Here is a 16689-nt window from a genome sequence, read left to right on the forward strand (position 1 = left end):
TAGCGCATGTTGGCGATGCCGCCTTCGTACATCAGGTCGACGATCAGCTTCACCTCGTGCAGGCACTCGAAATAGGCCATTTCCGGGGCGTAGCCGGCTTCGGTCAGCGTCTCGAACCCGGCCTGGATGAGGTGGGTCAGGCCGCCGCACAGCACCGCCTGCTCGCCGAACAGGTCGGTCTCGCACTCCTCGCGGAAGTTGGTCTCGATGATGCCGGAACGGCCGCCGCCGACGCCGCTGGCATAAGCGAGCGCCAGGTCGTGCGCGTTGCCGCTGGCGTCCTGATGCACCGCCACCAGGCACGGCACGCCGCCGCCGCGGGCGTATTCGGAGCGGACGGTGTGGCCCGGCCCCTTGGGCGCGACCATGATGACGTCGAGGTCGTCGCGCGGCTCGATCAGGCCGAAGTGGATGTTGAGCCCGTGCGCGAAGGCGAGCGCCGCGCCGGGCTTGAGGTTGGCGTGCAGGTCGTCGGCATAGATCGCCGCCTGGTGCTCGTCGGGCGCGAGGATCATGACCAGGTCCGCCCAGCGCGCGGCGTCGGCGTTGGACATGACGTTGAAGCCCGCGTCGGTCGCCTTTTTGGCAGTCGCCGATCCGTTGCGCAGCGCGACCGCGACTTCATTGATGCCGCTGTCACGCAGGTTCTGCGCATGGGCGTGGCCCTGCGAGCCATAGCCGACGATGGCGATCTTCTTGCCGGTCAGCAGGTTCAGGTCGGCGTCGGCGTCGTAGTAAACTCGCATCTTGGTTCCCCTTGTTCTCCCGTCGTGCTGAACTTGTTTCAGCATCCATGCGCGACGGCATCGTCGTGCTCGTGGCGAGCGGATCGCATGGCCCCTGAAACAAGTTCAGGGTGACGATGTAAATGGATGTTAGGCGGCGTCCTTACCCCGCGCGATTGCCACGATGCCGGTGCGGGCGACTTCGACGAGGCCGACTTCGCCCATTAACTCGACGAACTTGTCGATCTTGTCGCGCCCTCCCGTCACCTCGAAGACGAACGAGGCGATCGTCGCGTCGACGACGCGCGCCCGGTAGACCTCGGCCAGCCGCATCGCCTCAATCCGTCTGTCGCCCGTGCCTGCGACCTTGACCAGCGCCAGCTCGCGTTCGACGTGCGGGCCGAGCGCGGTCAGGTCGGTGACGGAATGCACCGGGATCAGCCGATCGAGCTGCGCCAGGATCTGCTCCATCGTCGCGGCACTTGCCGAGGTGACGATGGTGATGCGGCTGACCGCCTTGTCCGCGGTGACGTCGCTGACCGTCAAGCTCTCGATGTTGTAGCCGCGCGCGGTGAACAGCCCCGCGATGCGCGCGAGGATGCCGGGCTCGTTGTCGACCAGCACGGCGAGCGTGTGGCGTTCGGCTTTCTCTTCCGTGATCCGCATTAAATCCCCCTCCCGCTCGCGGGAGGGGCCAGGGGTGGAAATGTCGAATGAGGTGGGAAGCCGGACAGGCCCTCCCCCAACCCCTCTCGCAAGCGGGAGGGGAGCTCGAACGAGGGGGAGGGGAGCTTAGACAAGCGCCTTCGCCTCGTCGTCCATGTCGCCTTCGACTTCGCTGACGTGGAGGATCATGTCGGTATGCGCCGCGCCCGACGGAATCATCGGGAAGCAGTTCGCAAGCTTGGCGACGCGGCAGTCGACCATCACCGGGCCGTCATGGTCGAGCATTGCGGCGATGCCGTCGTCGAGCTCGTCGCGGGCGGAGATGCGGATGCCCTTCCAGCCATAGGCTTCGGCCAGCTTGACGAAATCGGGCAGGCTGTCGCTGTAGCTTTCCGAATAGCGCGAGGAATAGGTCAGCTCCTGCCACTGGCGAACCATGCCCATATATTCGTTGTTGAGGATGAAGACCTTGACCGGCAGGCGATACTGGCTCGCGGTCGCCAGCTCCTGAATGTTCATCTGGATCGACGCCTCGCCCGCGATGTCGATGACGAGGGCCTGGGGGTTCCCCAGCTGCGCGCCGATCGCGGCGGGGAGGCCATAGCCCATCGTGCCCAAGCCGCCGCTGGTCAGCCATTTGTTCGGCAGCTCGAACCCGAAATGCTGTGCGGCCCACATCTGATGCTGGCCGACCTCTGTCGTGATGATCGGCTGGCGGTGCGCCGTCGCCGCGTGCAGCGCGCGGACGGCGCGTTGCGGCATGATCTCCGGCCCGTCTTCCGCAAAGCCGAGGCTGTCCTTCGCGCGCCAGCCGGCGATGCGCGCCCACCACTCGGCGAGGTCGGGCTTGGGATGCTGACGTGCCTTCCAGACACGGACCATATCCTCCATCGCGTGGCCCGCATCGGCGATGATCGCGAGGTCGACGCGGACGTTCTTGTTCACGCTCGACCGGTCGATGTCGATATGGACCTTCCGCGAGTGCGGGCTGAATGCATCCAGCCGCCCCGTCACGCGGTCATCGAAGCGACTGCCGATCGCGACGATCAGGTCCGCCTGGTTCATCGCCATGTTGGCCTCGAACGTCCCGTGCATGCCGAGCATGCCCAGGAACGCGGGGTGGCTGGCCGGGAAGCAGCCGAGCCCCATCAGGGTCGAGGTGACGGGCGCGCCACTGATCCGCTGCAACTCGTGCAGAAGCTGCGACGCCGCCGGGCCGGAATTGATGATCCCACCGCCGGTATACAGGATCGGGCGCTCGGCGGCGGCGAGCATGTCTACCGCCGCCTCGATCTGCGTGCGGTCGGCCTTGAGCGCGGGGCGATATGTCTTGTGCTGGATCGGCCCGGGCTTGCTGTAGCGCGCGGTCGCGACCTGCACATCCTTGGGGATGTCGACCACCACCGGGCCGGGGCGGCCCGACGTCGCGATGTGGAACGCCTCGTGGACGATGTCGCCGAGCTTGGCGGGATCCTTCACGAGATAATTGTGCTTGGAGCAGTGGCGGGTGATGCCGACCGTGTCCGCTTCCTGGAACGCGTCGGTGCCGATCAGCCCGGTGGGGACCTGGCCGGTGATGACGACCATGGGAATCGAGTCCATCAGCGCGTCGGTGATGCCCGTGACCGCGTTGGTGGCGCCCGGACCGGAGGTGACGAGCACCACGCCGGGCTTGCCGGTGGAGCGCGCGTAGCCCTCCGCCGCATGCGTCGCCGCCTGCTCGTGACGGACGAGAATGTGCTTGATCCGGCTGTGCTCGAACAGCGCATCGTAGATCGGCAGCACCGCGCCGCCCGGATAGCCGAACACGACCTCGACGTTCAGATCTACGAGCGCCTGGACGAGAATGTCGGCTCCTGATCGTTCGGTCACACACGCATTCCTTGTTGCAGTGCGGCGAGTTAGCGGCACTAACCTTGCGCGTCAACTGGCGTCTCGCGCAACATTATTCCAAAAAGTTCGAGCAACTTTGTTTCGTCGGTCTGCTCCGTTCGGGTCCAGTGAGACGGTGGCTGACGGCCGAACCACGTATATTGACGCTTGGCGTAGCGCCGTGTGGCAAGCGCCAGCGCGTCCCTCGTTGTGGCCTCGTCGGCCTCACCACGCACAAGACGGGTCAGTTCCGGCACGCCGATCGCGCGTACGATCGGGGCATCCGAGGGAAGGTTTCGCGCCAGCAGGCCGGCGATCTCGTCCCGGCCGCTCGCGACGATCGCCGCCGCGCGTCGTCGAATACGCTCCTCCAGCCACGCGCGCGGCGGCAGCAGGACGGTGGCGATCAGCCGTATGGCGTCGCCGATGCCGCCCTCACCGCGTTCGCGCCACGCAGCGATCGGAACGCCGGTCGAGCGGATGACCTCCAGCGCGCGGTGGACACGGGTGGTGTCGTTGGGGTGGAGCCGCTCGGCCGCCATCGGGTCGAGCGCGGTCAGCGCCGCGTGCGCTTCCCCGACCGGCAGCGCGCGCACGGCGGCGCGGATGGCGTGGTCGATAGGCGGCACGGGGGCGATGCCGTCGATCAGGGTACGCAGGTACAGACCGGTGCCGCCGACCAGGATCGGCAGCTTGCCGGCATCATGCACATCGGCGACCACCGCGCGAGCTTCGCCCGCCCACCGCGCGGCATTGTAGCCGATGTCGGCGGCGTCGACGTGGCCGAACAGGCGGTGCGGCACGCGCGCTTCATCGTCCGTTGAAGGCCGGGCCGTGACGACGCGCAGATCGCGATAGACCTGCGCGCTGTCTGCGTTGATGACGACTCCGTCGTTGCGCTCCGCAAGCACCGTCGCCAAGGCGGACTTGCCGCTGGCAGTGGGTCCGGCGATTACAATCAGGGGCGGAAGGGTCGATGTGTTCACGGCAACGCTGATAGCAGCCGATCGCCTTCGCGCGGGCGATCTTTCCGCGGCATCCGACCGCCTCGCGGCAGCCGGGTGTGCGCCGGCAACATGGGGGTGGTTGGACGAGGGATCGGCCGCCGATCTGGTGTTCGCGCTCGATCCGGCGGCGGCGCGCAGCGCGCTGGAAGGCGGCGAGCGCGACGTGGTGGTGCAACCGCTGGAGGGTCGCGCGAAGCGGCTGCTGATCGCCGACATGGATTCAACGATGATCACGGTCGAGTGCATCGACGAGCTGGCTGATTATGCCGGCATCAAGCCGGAGATCGCCGCGATCACGGAACGTGCAATGCGGGGCGAGCTCGACTTCGAGGCGGCGCTCGATGCTCGCGTGGCGCTGCTGGCGGGGCTGGACGAGGCGGTGATCGAGCAGTGCCTCGCCGAGCGGGTGACGATCATGCCTGGGGCACGGACGCTGGTGCGCACCATGCGCGCGCGGGGTGCCCGGTGCGTGCTGGTGTCGGGTGGGTTCACCCGCTTCGCCGAGCCGGTGGCGCGAGAGATCGGGTTCGATCGCGCGATCGCCAACCGGCTGGTGATCGCCGACGGCAGGCTCACGGGCGCGGTGGAGCGACCGATCGTCGGCGCGGCGACCAAGCTGGAGACGTTGGCGGCAGAGGCGGGGGCAATGGGGATCGCGATCGACGCGACACTGGCGGTGGGCGACGGCGCCAACGACCTGCCGATGATCCGGGCGGCGGGGCTGGGGGTGGCGTTCCGCGCCAAGCCGGTCGTCGCGGCGTCGGCCGCGGCACGGGTGGAGTATGGCGATCTGACGACGCTGTTATGGGCCCAAGGGATCGCGCGGCGGGAGTGGGCCTAGCCCTCTCCCGCAGGCGGGAGAGGGCTAAGGCGCGACCACCACGCAGGCGACACCGCTGGCGCGGCACGCGGCCTGTGCCGCAGCCTTGCTGGCAAAGCCCGTTGCCTGCAGTCGCGTGACCGCACCCGCCGCTACATAAGCAGGCGCGGCACGGCCAAGCTTGGCCTGAACCCGGGTCCACTGCGTCTGCGCATTGGCGCGTGACCGGAACGCGCCGAGCTGTACCTTCCACCCCCCGCCATTCGTCGCTGCGCGGGCCGGTGCTGGCCTGGTGGCGACGGGCGTCGGCTTTGGCGCAGGAGTCATGGGCTTGGTGACAACCGGGGTCGATGTTGGCGACGCTTTCGCCACGGGCCGAGTTGGGACCGGCTTCCCAGGCGTGGGCTTGGTGGACTTGGGCGTCACCGCCGTCACCCGCGACGGCGGCACGGCGGCCGTTCGGATCGGCTGGGTCGCGCGCATCGGGCCATCGCCGGGCGACACCGCTGGCAGCGCCGCACCCGCCGCCGCCATCTGTTGCGCCAGGACGGTTCCCCGCTGGCGGTCGCTCGGCGAGATGAAGCTGTCCATCTGTTGCAGCGTCTCACGCGCAGATGTCAGCCCGTCGCTGCCCGGCTGTCCATCGCGTGCAGGACGCGACGCCGCGGCGCGCGTCATCAGCGCATAAGCGCGCGGATAGTCACGCATGACACCGTCGCCGTTGAACAGCATCGTGCCCAGCACCAGCTGAGTGCGCGGCTCGTCGCGCGCCGCCGACTTCTCCAGCCACGTCACGGCCTCCTGTTTGCGACCGTATTGGAACACGGCCAGCCCGTAATTGTCCTCGGCCTGAGCATGGCCCTGCAAAGCAGCCTTGCGGAACCAGCTTTCCGCCAGCGCCGGATCGACCGGCACGCCGCGGCCGAGCTTGTACGCTTGTCCAAGGTTGAATTGTGCATCCGCATCGCCGCCGATCGCCGGACCGCGCCACTCCTCCACCGCTTTGCGGTAGTCGCCCCGGGTCCACGCGTCGACCCCAGCCTTGACGTCAGCCAGAGCGGGTGCCGCTGCAAAGATCGCCGCCGCTGCGAAAAGTGCGATGCGCATAGTTCGTGTCCCCTTAACACCGTTGGCGGGATCATGGGGCGGAACAGGGGGTGAAGGCAAGGGAGGGGATAACCCTCTCCGCCAACGGGAGAGGGTTGGGCAGAAACTGCCGCTGGTCATTAACTAGTTCTTAGCCCCCCTCATGGCACCTGATCCTCGACAAGGGGAGTTCCGGGGACACATGCGCGTTTTGGCCATGGCATCGCAGAAGGGGGGCTCGGGCAAGACGACCTTGTCCGGCCATCTGGCGGTGCAAGCACATCTGGCGGGACAAGGTCCGGTGGTGCTGATCGATATCGACCCGCAAGGCTCGCTCGCCGACTGGTGGAACGAGCGCGAGGCGGATCAGCCTGCGTTCGCGCAGACCACGGTCGCGCGGCTCGCCGCCGATCTGGAGTCCTTGCGGCAACAGGGCTTTAAGCTGGCGATGATCGACACGCCGCCCGCCATCACCATGGCGATCCAGAGCGTGATTCAGGTCGCCGAGTTGATCGTCGTCCCGACCAGGCCTTCGCCGCATGACCTGCGCGCCGTGGGTGCCACCGTGGATCTGTGCGACCGCGCGGGCAAGCCGTTGATCTTCGTCGTCAACGCCGCCACCCCCAAGGCGCGCATCACGTCGGAAGCCGCCGTCGCGCTGTCGCAGCACGGCACCGTCGCCCCGGTGACGCTGCACCAGCGCACCGATTTCGCCGCGTCGATGATCGACGGCCGCACCGTCATGGAATGCGATCCCAACGGCAAGTCCGCCGGCGAGGTGAAGGCGCTGTGGGCGTACATCTCCGATCGCCTCGAAAAGAATTTTCGCCGCACGGTGTTCTCCGTGCCGGCCGCGTCAGGCTTGCCCGCGTTTGGTCAGCGGCCGGCTGCCGGCGGCTTCGGCCGGCGGGTGGTGGGCTGATGTTCGGCTCCGCCAAGCCGCTGGCATCGCTGTCGAGCGGCCTGCTCGCACGCAAGGGCGGCGCACGCCCGGCAATGCGACCGCAGGGCTATGCGAGCCTTGCGCCCACCGCGCAGCAGCTGGACGATCTGGGCTGGAACGACATGGGGTCTGAGCCCGAGCCCGAGCCGGTCGATGCACCCGAGTCACCGGTCGCGATCGCGAAGCCGCCGGTGCTGGTGGAACGTGAAGCGCTGGCGCAGATCATCGCGACGCCAGTCGAGCCGGTCGAGCCGGTCGAGACCGTTGATGCCGCTGAGCTTGCTATCGTCCCGCAGGCGGTCCGGTCCGTATCCGTCGCCACGGCGACGCGCCTGAGTCGCGAGACCGCGCACAAGGGCCGGGCCGCGTTCACGCTGCGCCTGGATGCCGAGCGGCATCTGAAACTTCGGCTGGCAAGTGCGCTCGCTCACCAATCCGCACAACAGCTGGTCGCGCATGCGCTCGACCGGTTCCTCGACACCATGCCGGAAGTGGCCGCCCTTGCCGGGCAGCTGCCCCCGCAAAAGCTCACCCGTTCCAAGGGAAAACGCTCATCATGAACCCGAAACTGGCGAAGCTGGGCCTGATTGGCCTGGCCTATGGCGGCATCATGGTAATGACCGCGACGGACGCGCCCCGAGGAGTTGGGCGCGAGCGCGTCAGCGCGGAGGCCAGGGAGGCCGCCAAGCACGCCGGCAAGGCGTTCAAGGCGCTGTCGAGGGGCGAAGCGGACACGGCCATCGTCGCCGCCGAGCAGGCCGTGGCGTTTGCGCCGCGCGTCGCGGACTATCGCATGCTGCTGGGGCAGGGTTATCTCAAGGCGGGGCGGTTCGCCTCGGCTGGCCAAGCGTTTGCGGACGTGCTGCAGCTAGAGCCGTCCAACGGCAAGGCGGCGCTCAACCTGGCGCTGACGCAGATTGCGGGTGGCGACTGGCAGGCGGCACGCGCGACGCTGACGCAGCATAGCGATACCATTCCAGCGAGCGATCGCGGCCTGGGCATGGCGCTGGCTGGCGATACGGCGGGCGCGGTGGCGCTGCTGACGACCGTAGCGCGCTCGCCCGGCGCGACGGCTAAGATTCGGCAGAACCTCGCGCTGACCTATGCGCTCGCCGGTCAGTGGCAGATCGCCCGCGTTGTCGCGACGGCGGACATGTCGCCGGCCGATGTCGATGCGCGGCTCGAGCAATGGGCGGTGTTCGCCCAGCCCCGCAGCGCGACCGATCAGGTCGCAAGCCTGCTGGGCGTGCAACCGGTCGCCGATCGCGGCCAGCCGACCGCCCTGGCGCTGAACGCACCTGTCATGTCCGACGCGCCGGTCGCCGTGGCAGCCGTGGTGGCACCGGTCGCGCCGCCCGTTCCCGTCGAGGTGTCCGCCGCCGCACCGATGCAGATCGCCGCCGTCCAGGACGTGCCGCCGGCAGTCCGGTTCGGCCCGCGTCGCGAAGTCGTGCAGGTGCTTACCGCCGCGCTGATCGCGAGCCCGACTGGCCCGATCAAAGTCGCCGCGAAGCCGCCGACCGCCAACGCAGTCAAGCCGGTTGCCCCACGTCTTGCAAAGGTCGCGACCGGAACGGGCGACTGGCACGTACAGCTCGGTGCGTTCGAGAGCGCGGGCGTCGCCAAGGATGCCTGGGGTCGCGCGCAACGCCGCTTCGACCGCTTCAAGGGCAGCACGCCCAGCGGCATGACGTTCAAGACGCAGTCGGCCAGCTTCTACCGCCTATCCGTGGGCGGCTTCAGCCACGCCGGCGCAGCAGCCGCCTGCCGCCAGTACAGGACGCTGGGCGGCGCTTGTTTCATACGGCCGGGTGCCGGCGACCAGATGGCCAGCTGGCTGAAGCCAAAGGGGACCCAGCTGGCGATGCGCTAAAATCCTCCCCGAACGGGGAGGGGGACCGGCGCGCGAAACGTGGAGGTGGAAGGGGCGGACCACGGGCGTCGCCTTAGATTGAGAGCCTCCTCCGTCACGCGCTTCTCGCGCGCAACCTCCCCGTGAACGGGGAGGATCTAATTCAAACCTCGCGGCCGCCCTTCCATACCCGCAGGGCCCTGCCTTGTACCGGTAGTCCGTCAAACGGCGTGTTGCCCCAGATGCCGGGCATGGCGTCCGCGTCGATCCGCCACGGCGCCTGCGGGTCGAACAACAGCAGGTCGGCAGGCTGGCCGGGCGCGAGCAGGCCGACGTCCAGGTTGAGCACCCGCGCCGGATTGGCGGCGAGCAACCGGAACAGCCGCTCCATCGATACATGCCCGTCGCGGACCAGCGTCAGCGTCAGCGGCAGCAGCGTCGCCGCACCCGCCATGCCCGCCTCCGCATCGGCGAACGGGAGGCGCTTCGCCTCCGGCCCGCGCGGCGCATGGCCTGAGCACAGCACGTCCACCGTCCCGTCCGCCACCGCCGCCACCGTCGCCTGCCGGTCGGCTTCGCCACGCAGCGGTGGCGACAGGCGTGCGAAGGTGCGGAAATCGCTGATCGCGATGTCGGACAGCAGCAGATGCGCAGGGGTGACGCCGCAGGTGACACGCACGCCACGGCGTTTCGCGGCGCGGATCAGGTCGAACGCCGCCGCCGTGGTGACCTGGCGAAAGTGGACCCGCGCGCCCGTCTCCTCCGCCAGCATCAAATCGCGGGCGACCGCCAGCGCCTCCGCGATCGCCGACGCGGCGGGTAGCCCGAGCCGCGTCGCCGTCTCGCCCGAGGTCGCGACCGCCGAACCGACCAGCCCTGCGTCCTCGACATGGACGATCACGGCGAGGTCGAGATCGCGGGCATAGGCGAGCACGCGCGCCATTACCCCGGCGTCGGCGATCCAGCCGGCCCCCGTGCCGACCGCGCGTGCTCCGGCGGCGCGGCAGGTCGCCATCTCGGCCAGCTCACGCCCGGACAGTCCGCGCGTCGCCGCCGCAATCGGGTGGATCCACAGGTCGGGTTTGCCGATCAGCGCCAGCCGCTGGACCGGGCCGGGGTCGTCGAGCACCGGCGACTGGTCCGGCATCGGCGCGACGCGGACGATGCCGCCCGCGCGGCAGGCGGCGCGATCGACCGCGAACACGCCCAGGTCGATGATCGCGGGGGCGAGCCACTTGCCGCCGGCGTCGAGCACCGTCGCATCGCCGGGCGCATCGGCCGTTCCCAGCGCCGCGATCGCACCGTCGCGCACGAGCAGCGAGCCGACCCGCACGCCATCGGAGCAGACCAGCTGCGCGTTGGTGATCAGCATTGGGGGCGGCGTCATGCCCAGCCCTCCACGCCGCGTGCGCGTCGCGTGAGCACGTCGAGGCATGCCATGCGCACCGCTACCCCAATCGCCACCTGTTCGGTGATCGCCGATTGCGGCCCGTCGGCGACACTCGAGTCGATTTCGACCCCGCGGTTCATCGGGCCGGGGTGCATCACCAGCGCATCGGGCAGCCGCGACAGGCGTTCCGGGGTCATGCCATAGCCGGCGCGGAACTCACGGGCTGAGGGGATGTAGCCGCCCGTCATGCGCTCGTGCTGGACGCGCAGCATCATCACCACATCCGCCCCGACCAGCGCCGCGTCGAAGTCGGTGAACGGTGTCACGCCCATTCGCTCGATCGCCGCCGGCATCAGCGTCGACGGCGCGCAGACCCGCACCTCGGCGGCGAGCGCGGTCAGCGCCAGGATATTGGATCGCGCGACGCGGCTGTGCAGCAGGTCGCCGCAGATCACCACGCGCTCCCCGGCGATCGTGCCACGCCGTCGTCGGATCGTGAGCGCGTCGAGCAGCGCCTGGGTCGGGTGCTCGTGCTGCCCGTCGCCGGCGTTCAACACCGCGCAATCGACCTTGTCCGCGATCAGCCGCACCGCGCCGGAGCTGCCGTGGCGGATCACCAGCACGTCCGCGCGCATCGCGTTCAGCGTCTGCGCGGTGTCGATCAGCGTCTCGCCCTTCTTGGTCGAGCTTTGCGCGGCGTGCATGTTGACGACGTCCGCACCGAGCCGCTTGCCAGCGATCTCGAACGACAGCAGCGTGCGCGTCGAGTTCTCGAAGAAGGCGTTGATCTGCGTCAGGCCGGCGAGCCGCTTGTCGGGCCGGCGATCGATCCACGCCTCAGCCTCGTCGAGCAGGAAGCCGATCTCGTGCGGCTGCAGGCCCTCGATCCCGGTGAGGTGGCGGTGCGGGAACACGGCCCCGCCGTTGATCATGCAGGCGGGGCGGTGATCCGAAGCGGTAGGCATCGGACGAGCCGGGTAGCGCGCGTCGGGCGTCGCGGCAAGCAGCGGAACTGACGCGCAGGAAAGTCGTTGAGCGACCGTAACCAGTGAGCGTAGGGTTCGATCATGCCGGGTAAGCACCTGCTGATAGCCGCCATCGCCGTTGTTGGGCTGAGCGCGGGCGCGCTGGCCGGGCTGGACGCGGGGCGCAACGTCAACGGCTTCTACACCGCGGTGCGTGAGCCAGCCTATCGCCCGATCGAGCCCGTGCTTCAGCCGGCGTCGTCATGGGCGACCGAGAACCGGACCTTCGCGGCATCACCGCCAGCCGGCACGATCTGGGGCCAGGAGGTCGGTCGCGACGAGAGCGCCTTCTTCGACACGGGCACGACTGAAGTCTGGCGCGAGGAGCCACCGGCGCGCGTCCATCGCGCGAGTGTGCGGGAGGTCGACCTGTCGGACCCGGCCGCTGACGAGTCCGCTCCAGTCGAAGAGCCGGTGGACGGCTGGGTGGCCGCGCCTGGGGAAACCGACCGCCTGCCTAGCGCGGGCTGACCGCCGCCAACGCATCGATCGCCGCCTGCAGGATGTGCGCGGCGGCGAGGCTGTCGATCCGTTCCGCACGCTTCGCGCGGCTCATGTCCTGCGCGATCATCGCTCGTTCGACCGCGACGGTGGAAAGCCGTTCGTCCCAAAGCAGCACCGGGCCGAATTCGGTGACAAGGCGGGCGAAGGCGCGGGTGGATTGGGCGCGCGGGCTCTCCGACCCGTCGAGGTGGAGCGGCAGGCCGATCACCAGGCCGACGACGCGCTGTTCGCCGATCAGCTTCGCCAGCGCGGCCTTGTCGGCGGTGAACTTCGTCCGCCGGATCAAGATAGCCGGCGAGGCGAAGTGCCAGCCCGCGTCGCACAGCGCCGTGCCGATCGTCTTGGAGCCGAGATCAAGGCCAAGCAGCCGGCCGCCGACGGGTAGTGCGGCGCGGTAATCGGCGGCTGAGGTGGTTACTAACGCCATGCCGCCAGTCGGCGCACGGCGTCGGCGCGTATGTTGGCCCAGAACAGGCTGTAATCGTAGACGTGGAAGTTGTTGCCGGGCAGCACGTAGTTGCCCAGCTCGGGCGGGTCGCCGATCAGCAGAAAGCCGCGATCGGCGCAGCGTGCGGGCACGGCGCCGACCACCATTGTCGCGGTCGCCAGGTCGGCGGACGGCTTGAGTGTACCCAGGTTCGCCGTCGCGGCCGCGGCAGGCGCGGCGCCGCCGGTCAGCGGATTGGTGCACAGGATGGGCGTGCCTTTGCGGGGGACGCCGGTGAAGCCGACGCTCGCGTCGTATGTGTCGACGATCATGCCCGGATCGGCGGGTTCGGCAAAGCTCGCCCAGGACAGGATGCAGCCGGCCTGATCGGCCTGGCGGCAGGCGGGCAGGCCCAGGCGCGGCAGATCGGTCGTGACCGAGATCGGCCAGCCGACGACATAGGCGGCGGCGATGCGCCGCGCGATCGGCTTGCCCGCCACGCGTTCGCGCAGCAGCGTCTCCAGGTGCAGCGCGCCCTGGCTGTGGCCGGCGAGGATGATCGGGCGGTTCGAACCGACCTGGGCCAGGAACGCGTCGAACGCCATCGCGACGTCGCGGTAGGCGAGGTCCAGCGCGCGCTGCGCGTCGGGCGCGGTGGTCAGGAACGCGCCGAACGTCGCCTGCCGATAGCGCGGCGCCCAGACCTCGCCGGCCTGCGCGAAGGCGCTCGCCTGTCCGCGCAGGAAGACGCGCGCGCGCCAGTTGGTCTCCTCGTCCGTCAGGGCTGCGTTCCAGGCATTGCCGCCGATGTACGAGGTCGGGTGGATGAAGAAGACCGCGGCCTTCCCCGCTGCTGCCGGCTGGACGCCGGGCGGCAGCCAGCGGCTGGGGTCGTCCGCCACGCCGGGGCGCGCAAACCACATGTCGGGCGAGTCGTAGGCGGAGCGTTGCAGACCGGGTTGCGCCGTGAACGCCGCGCGCGGCACGAGCCACATCCGCAGCAGCTCGTTGCCGAACAGGCGATAGGCAAAGGCGCCGGCGATCACGAGAGCGATCAGCGCGGCGACGACGTAAAGGAACTTGCGGGCCACGCGCGGCAAGTGGGGCATCGGGCGCACGCTTGCAATCGCGGGGCGGGCAGGCTCTGCTGCCGTTCATGAGCGACACGGACTCGAGCTGGCGGCTTCGGCCCGTCATTCTGGCGCTCGTCGGAGCGCTGGCGGCGCTGTTGGTGCAACAGCTGGCCGATCACGACTATGGCGTGACGATCGCGCCGTGGCGGTCGTCGCTGGCGGTGGCGATCGGAACGGCAGCGCTGGCGGTTGGGCTGGCGCTGGAGCGGGTGCGGGTCGCCTGGACGCTGGCTTTCGCGGCACTGGCAGGCGCGACGGCAGGGCTGGTGCACCACTGGAGCGGCGGGGGTGGCGGCTTCTGGTTCGGCGACTGGCGCTACCTCAGTCTGGCCATCGCGCTGGGAATCGCGGTGCCGCTGTTCCAGGTCGCGCGCGACGAGGGCAAGGCGGTATTTCCCTACGCCGCCGTTCACGGCCATGCCTGGACCAACGCGCTGCTGTGGCTGGCCGCGTGGGTGTTCACGGGTGTGGTGTTCCTGCTCGGCTGGCTGCTTTCGGCCCTGTTCCAGCTGATCGGACTGCGTTTCCTGCGCGATCTGCTCGGCGAGGGCTGGTTCGCGGCGCTGCTGGCCGGCGCGGCGCTTGGTGGCGCATTGGGTCTGCTGCGCGAGCGCGATCGCGTGGTGCGGCTGTTGCAAAGCGTCGCGACGGCGGTGCTGGGCGTGCTCGCGCCGGTGCTGGCGGTCGGGCTCGTCGTGTTCCTGCTCGCCTTGCCGTTCACCGGCCTCGCCGTGCTGTGGAACACGCGCGCGGCGACCGCGACGCTGCTGTCGGCGGCGGCGGGTGCGTTGCTGCTCGCCAATGCCGTGATCGGCGACGGGCCGGATGACGAGTCGCGCAATCCGGCGCTGCGCTGGGCCGCGACCGCGCTGGCGGCATGTGTGCTGCCGATTTCACTGCTCGCGGCGGTCGCGACCGGGCTGCGGCTCGATCAATATGGCTCGACCCCGGAGCGGTTGTGGGCGCTGGTGTTCGTCGCGATCAGCTGTGCCTATGGGCTTGCTTACCTGGTTGCGCTGGTGCGTGGCCGCGCCGCCTGGGCGCCGCTGGCGCGGCAGGGCAATCTGCGACTGGCGTTCGGGGTCGCCGCGGTCGCGCTGGTGCTGGCGACGCCGCTGGTGAGCTTCAACGCCATCGCCACGAACGCGCAGGTCGCGCGGTTGAAGGCCGGGCGCGTATCGCCCGACAGGTTCGACTGGGCGGCGCTGCAGTTCGACTTCGGCGCCTCGGGCAAGGCGGCGGTGGCGGCGCTGGGGCGCTCGCCGGATTCGCGGATCGCCGCCCGGGCGACGGAAGCAGGACGATCGACCAACCGATACGACGTCGCGGAGAAGACCCGCCTCGCGACGGCGGCGGAGAAGCTCGCGACGCGCCTTACGATCCTGCCTCGCTCCGTGCCGCTGCCGCCGGCACTGACACAGGCGCTCGCCGGCTATGATACCTGCGAGCGTATCAACGCGAACGGATGCCTGCTGTTCTACGAGACCGGAGCCTCGGAGGCGTTCTCGCTCGATCAGTCCTGCCTCACGCCCAGGCCGGGCAGAAGGGGCAACGCGGAACCTGCGTGGCTCAGCTGTACCGTCATACGGTTGGTTCGGAATGACGGCGCTGTTGATGCGGAAGCGCGGATGACCACTTCAGTCGGCACGTCGCGCATTGCCAAAGGTGCATGGCGGATCGAGCATCTGGGTGACTTGGGCGACACCAACGACGCGGCGGGCGTCACGCAACGCGCGGCCGTGCGTAGTCGGCGCATCGAGGTCCGGCCGGTGGAGCGCCGTCAGGTGGTGATCGGCGGCGTACCGGTAGGCGGCGTGTTCGACTAGGTTGCGCGGGGGCGAGCGGGCGGCTAGCCGCTCCCGCATGTCCGTCGATACCGCCACCGTGAAGAAGGTCGCCAGCCTTGCGCGCATCGCGATAAGCGATGCCGATGCCGAGCGGCTCGCGCCCGAGCTCAACAACATCCTGGGCTGGATCGAGCAGCTCGGCGAGGTCGGCACGAGCGGCGTCGAGCCGATGACCGCCGTCATCGCCAACACGCTGCGGCTGCGCGACGATGTGATCGACGCCGACCCGCTGACCGGCGGCGGCCGCCGGCCTGAGCTGATGGCCAACGCCCCGCAGGCCGAGCATGGGTTCTTCACCGTGCCAAAGGTGATCGAATGATGACCGACCTCACCGATCTGGGGATCGCCGCGATCCGCGACGGCGTTCGCGACGGCGCGTTCAAGGCGCGCGCGGTGGCGGAGGCCTTCGCCGCGAAAGTGAGCCGCGCCAGGGCGTTGAACGCATTTCTTGTGGAAACTCCCGAACACGCGCTGGCGGCCGCCGATGCCGCCGACGCCGCGCGCGCGGCGGGCGAAACGCTAAAGCCCCTTGCCGGCGTGCCGATCGGCATGAAGGATCTGTTCTGCACGACGGGCGTGCCGACCACCGCTGGCAGCCACATCCTCGAGGGCTTCGTGCCGTCGTACGAATCCACGGTCTCGCAGAACCTGTGGGATGCGGGCGCGGGGATGCTGGGCAAGCTCAACATGGACCAGTTCGCGATGGGCTCGTCGAACGAGACCAGCGCGTTCGGCAACGTGATCTCGCCGTGGCAGCGCGCCGACGCCAATGGTCTTCGAGGCAACGCGCCGCTGACCCCTGGCGGGTCGTCGGGCGGCTCGTCGGCGGCGGTGGCCGCGCGGCTGTGTCCGGGTGCGACGGGGACGGACACAGGCGGCTCGATCCGGCAGCCGGCGGCGTTCACCGGGATCAGCGGCATCAAGCCGACCTATGGCCGCTGCTCGCGCTGGGGCACGATCGCGTTCGCCTCGTCGCTCGATCAGGCGGGGCCGATGGCGCGCGACGTGCGCGATTGCGCGATCATGCTGGAGGCGATGGCCGGGTTCGACGCGAAGGACGCGACCTCGCTGCAACTGGACGTGCCCGCGTGGGAGCGGGGCTTGTCCAGCGATCTGCGTGGCTTGCGCGTCGGTGTTCCCAGGGAATATCGTGTCGATGACATGCCGGTCGAGATCGACGCGTTATGGCGCTCGGGCATTGCGTGGCTGACGGATGCGGGGGCGGAGATCGTGGAGGTCTCGCTGCCGCACACGAAGTACGCGCTGCCCGCTTATTACATCATCGCGCCGGCGGAGGCCTCGTCCAACCTCGCCCTCTATGACGGTGTGCGCTATGGTTTGCGCGACCTGCCCGATGGTGCGGGGTTGCAGGACATGTACGCAGCGACCCGC

At 69.3% G+C, this 16689-nt stretch carries 17 protein-coding genes; 8 read left to right on the forward strand and 9 right to left on the reverse strand.

Features of this window, described 5'->3' with window-relative positions; all coding sequences use genetic code 11:
- The 4 genes from ilvC to miaA form a co-directional block, all read right to left on the reverse strand.
- Window positions 1-746, reverse strand: a 746-nt coding sequence (ilvC, locus tag JWN21_RS04055) for a ketol-acid reductoisomerase (RefSeq protein WP_299646494.1), incomplete at its 3' end; no start/stop codon positions are given.
- A gap of 129 nt (window positions 747-875) precedes the next feature.
- The gene (gene ilvN / locus JWN21_RS04060) at window positions 876-1391 is read right to left on the reverse strand and encodes an acetolactate synthase small subunit (protein ID WP_299646496.1); all 516 of its coding nucleotides are present in this window, start codon (window positions 1389-1391) and stop codon (window positions 876-878) included.
- A 126-nt stretch (window positions 1392-1517) separates the two neighbouring features.
- A complete protein-coding gene (gene ilvB / locus JWN21_RS04065; RefSeq protein ID WP_299646498.1) occupies window positions 1518-3263 on the reverse strand; it encodes a biosynthetic-type acetolactate synthase large subunit in 1746 nt (581 codons plus the stop codon).
- A 38-nt stretch (window positions 3264-3301) separates the two neighbouring features.
- On the reverse strand, window positions 3302-4249 hold the full coding sequence (miaA, locus tag JWN21_RS04070; RefSeq protein WP_299646500.1) for a tRNA (adenosine(37)-N6)-dimethylallyltransferase MiaA: 948 nt from the start codon (window positions 4247-4249) through the stop codon (window positions 3302-3304).
- On the opposite strand from miaA, the gene serB reads away from it, so the two are divergent.
- Complete coding sequence (serB, locus tag JWN21_RS04075) at window positions 4242-5111, forward strand: phosphoserine phosphatase SerB (RefSeq protein WP_299646502.1); 870 nt, start codon at window positions 4242-4244, stop codon at window positions 5109-5111. The genes miaA and serB overlap by 8 nt on opposite strands.
- Window positions 5112-5135: 24 nt before the next feature.
- Here the strand turns inward: serB and JWN21_RS04080 are convergent, their stop codons facing one another.
- Entirely contained in the window at window positions 5136-6197 is a 1062-nt protein-coding gene (locus JWN21_RS04080; protein WP_299646504.1) for an SPOR domain-containing protein, read from the reverse strand.
- A gap of 181 nt (window positions 6198-6378) precedes the next feature.
- Here JWN21_RS04080 and JWN21_RS04085 point away from each other — a divergent pair, with 181 nt between their 5' ends.
- The 3 genes from JWN21_RS04085 to JWN21_RS04095 are packed head-to-tail and all read left to right on the forward strand — an operon-like array spanning window position 6379 to window position 8992.
- Complete coding sequence (locus JWN21_RS04085) at window positions 6379-7098, forward strand: ParA family protein (protein ID WP_299646506.1); 720 nt, start codon at window positions 6379-6381, stop codon at window positions 7096-7098.
- Window positions 7098-7679, forward strand: coding sequence for a hypothetical protein (locus JWN21_RS04090; RefSeq protein WP_299646508.1), 582 nt, complete (start codon window positions 7098-7100; stop codon window positions 7677-7679). The genes JWN21_RS04085 and JWN21_RS04090 overlap by 1 nt, the downstream gene beginning before the upstream one ends.
- Window positions 7676-8992, forward strand: coding sequence for an SPOR domain-containing protein (locus JWN21_RS04095; protein WP_299646510.1), 1317 nt, complete (start codon window positions 7676-7678; stop codon window positions 8990-8992). The genes JWN21_RS04090 and JWN21_RS04095 overlap by 4 nt, the downstream gene beginning before the upstream one ends.
- Before the next feature lie 142 nt (window positions 8993-9134).
- On the opposite strand, the gene JWN21_RS04100 is transcribed toward JWN21_RS04095, so the two are convergent.
- Window positions 9135-10358, reverse strand: coding sequence for a dihydroorotase family protein (locus JWN21_RS04100; RefSeq protein WP_299646512.1), 1224 nt, complete (start codon window positions 10356-10358; stop codon window positions 9135-9137).
- Window positions 10355-11326: an aspartate carbamoyltransferase catalytic subunit gene (locus JWN21_RS04105; protein ID WP_299646514.1), complete on the reverse strand. Its 972-nt coding sequence runs from the start codon at window positions 11324-11326 to the stop codon at window positions 10355-10357. Before JWN21_RS04105 ends, JWN21_RS04100 begins: the two co-directional genes overlap by 4 nt.
- A gap of 102 nt (window positions 11327-11428) precedes the next feature.
- Between JWN21_RS04105 and JWN21_RS04110 the strand changes: the two genes are divergently transcribed.
- Window positions 11429-11857 (forward strand): hypothetical protein, encoded by a 429-nt coding sequence (locus tag JWN21_RS04110; RefSeq protein WP_299646516.1) that lies wholly within the window; start codon window positions 11429-11431, stop codon window positions 11855-11857.
- Here the strand turns inward: JWN21_RS04110 and ruvX are convergent.
- Together ruvX and JWN21_RS04120 are read right to left on the reverse strand one after the other, a co-directional pair.
- Window positions 11844-12317, reverse strand: coding sequence for a Holliday junction resolvase RuvX (gene ruvX / locus JWN21_RS04115; RefSeq protein WP_299646518.1), 474 nt, complete (start codon window positions 12315-12317; stop codon window positions 11844-11846). The two genes, JWN21_RS04110 and ruvX, sit on opposite strands and share 14 nt — an antisense overlap.
- Complete coding sequence (locus tag JWN21_RS04120; protein ID WP_299646520.1) at window positions 12308-13408, reverse strand: DUF3089 domain-containing protein; 1101 nt, start codon at window positions 13406-13408, stop codon at window positions 12308-12310. The genes ruvX and JWN21_RS04120 overlap by 10 nt, the downstream gene beginning before the upstream one ends.
- Window positions 13409-13473: 65 nt before the next feature.
- Between JWN21_RS04120 and JWN21_RS04125 the strand changes: the two genes are divergently transcribed.
- The 3 genes from JWN21_RS04125 to JWN21_RS04135 all read left to right on the forward strand — a co-directional run.
- Window positions 13474-15276: a DUF4153 domain-containing protein gene (locus JWN21_RS04125; RefSeq protein WP_299646522.1), complete on the forward strand. Its 1803-nt coding sequence runs from the start codon at window positions 13474-13476 to the stop codon at window positions 15274-15276.
- Between the two features lie 37 nt (window positions 15277-15313).
- Window positions 15314-15616: an Asp-tRNA(Asn)/Glu-tRNA(Gln) amidotransferase subunit GatC gene (gene gatC, locus JWN21_RS04130; protein WP_299646524.1), complete on the forward strand. Its 303-nt coding sequence runs from the start codon at window positions 15314-15316 to the stop codon at window positions 15614-15616.
- The coding region (locus tag JWN21_RS04135; RefSeq protein WP_299646526.1) for an amidase family protein at window positions 15616-16689 on the forward strand (1074 nt) is incomplete at its 3' end. The genes gatC and JWN21_RS04135, both read left to right, overlap by 1 nt.

Source organism: Sphingomonas bacterium (assembly GCF_028292945.1).
Classification (GTDB): Bacteria; Pseudomonadota; Alphaproteobacteria; order Sphingomonadales; family Sphingomonadaceae; genus Sphingomonas.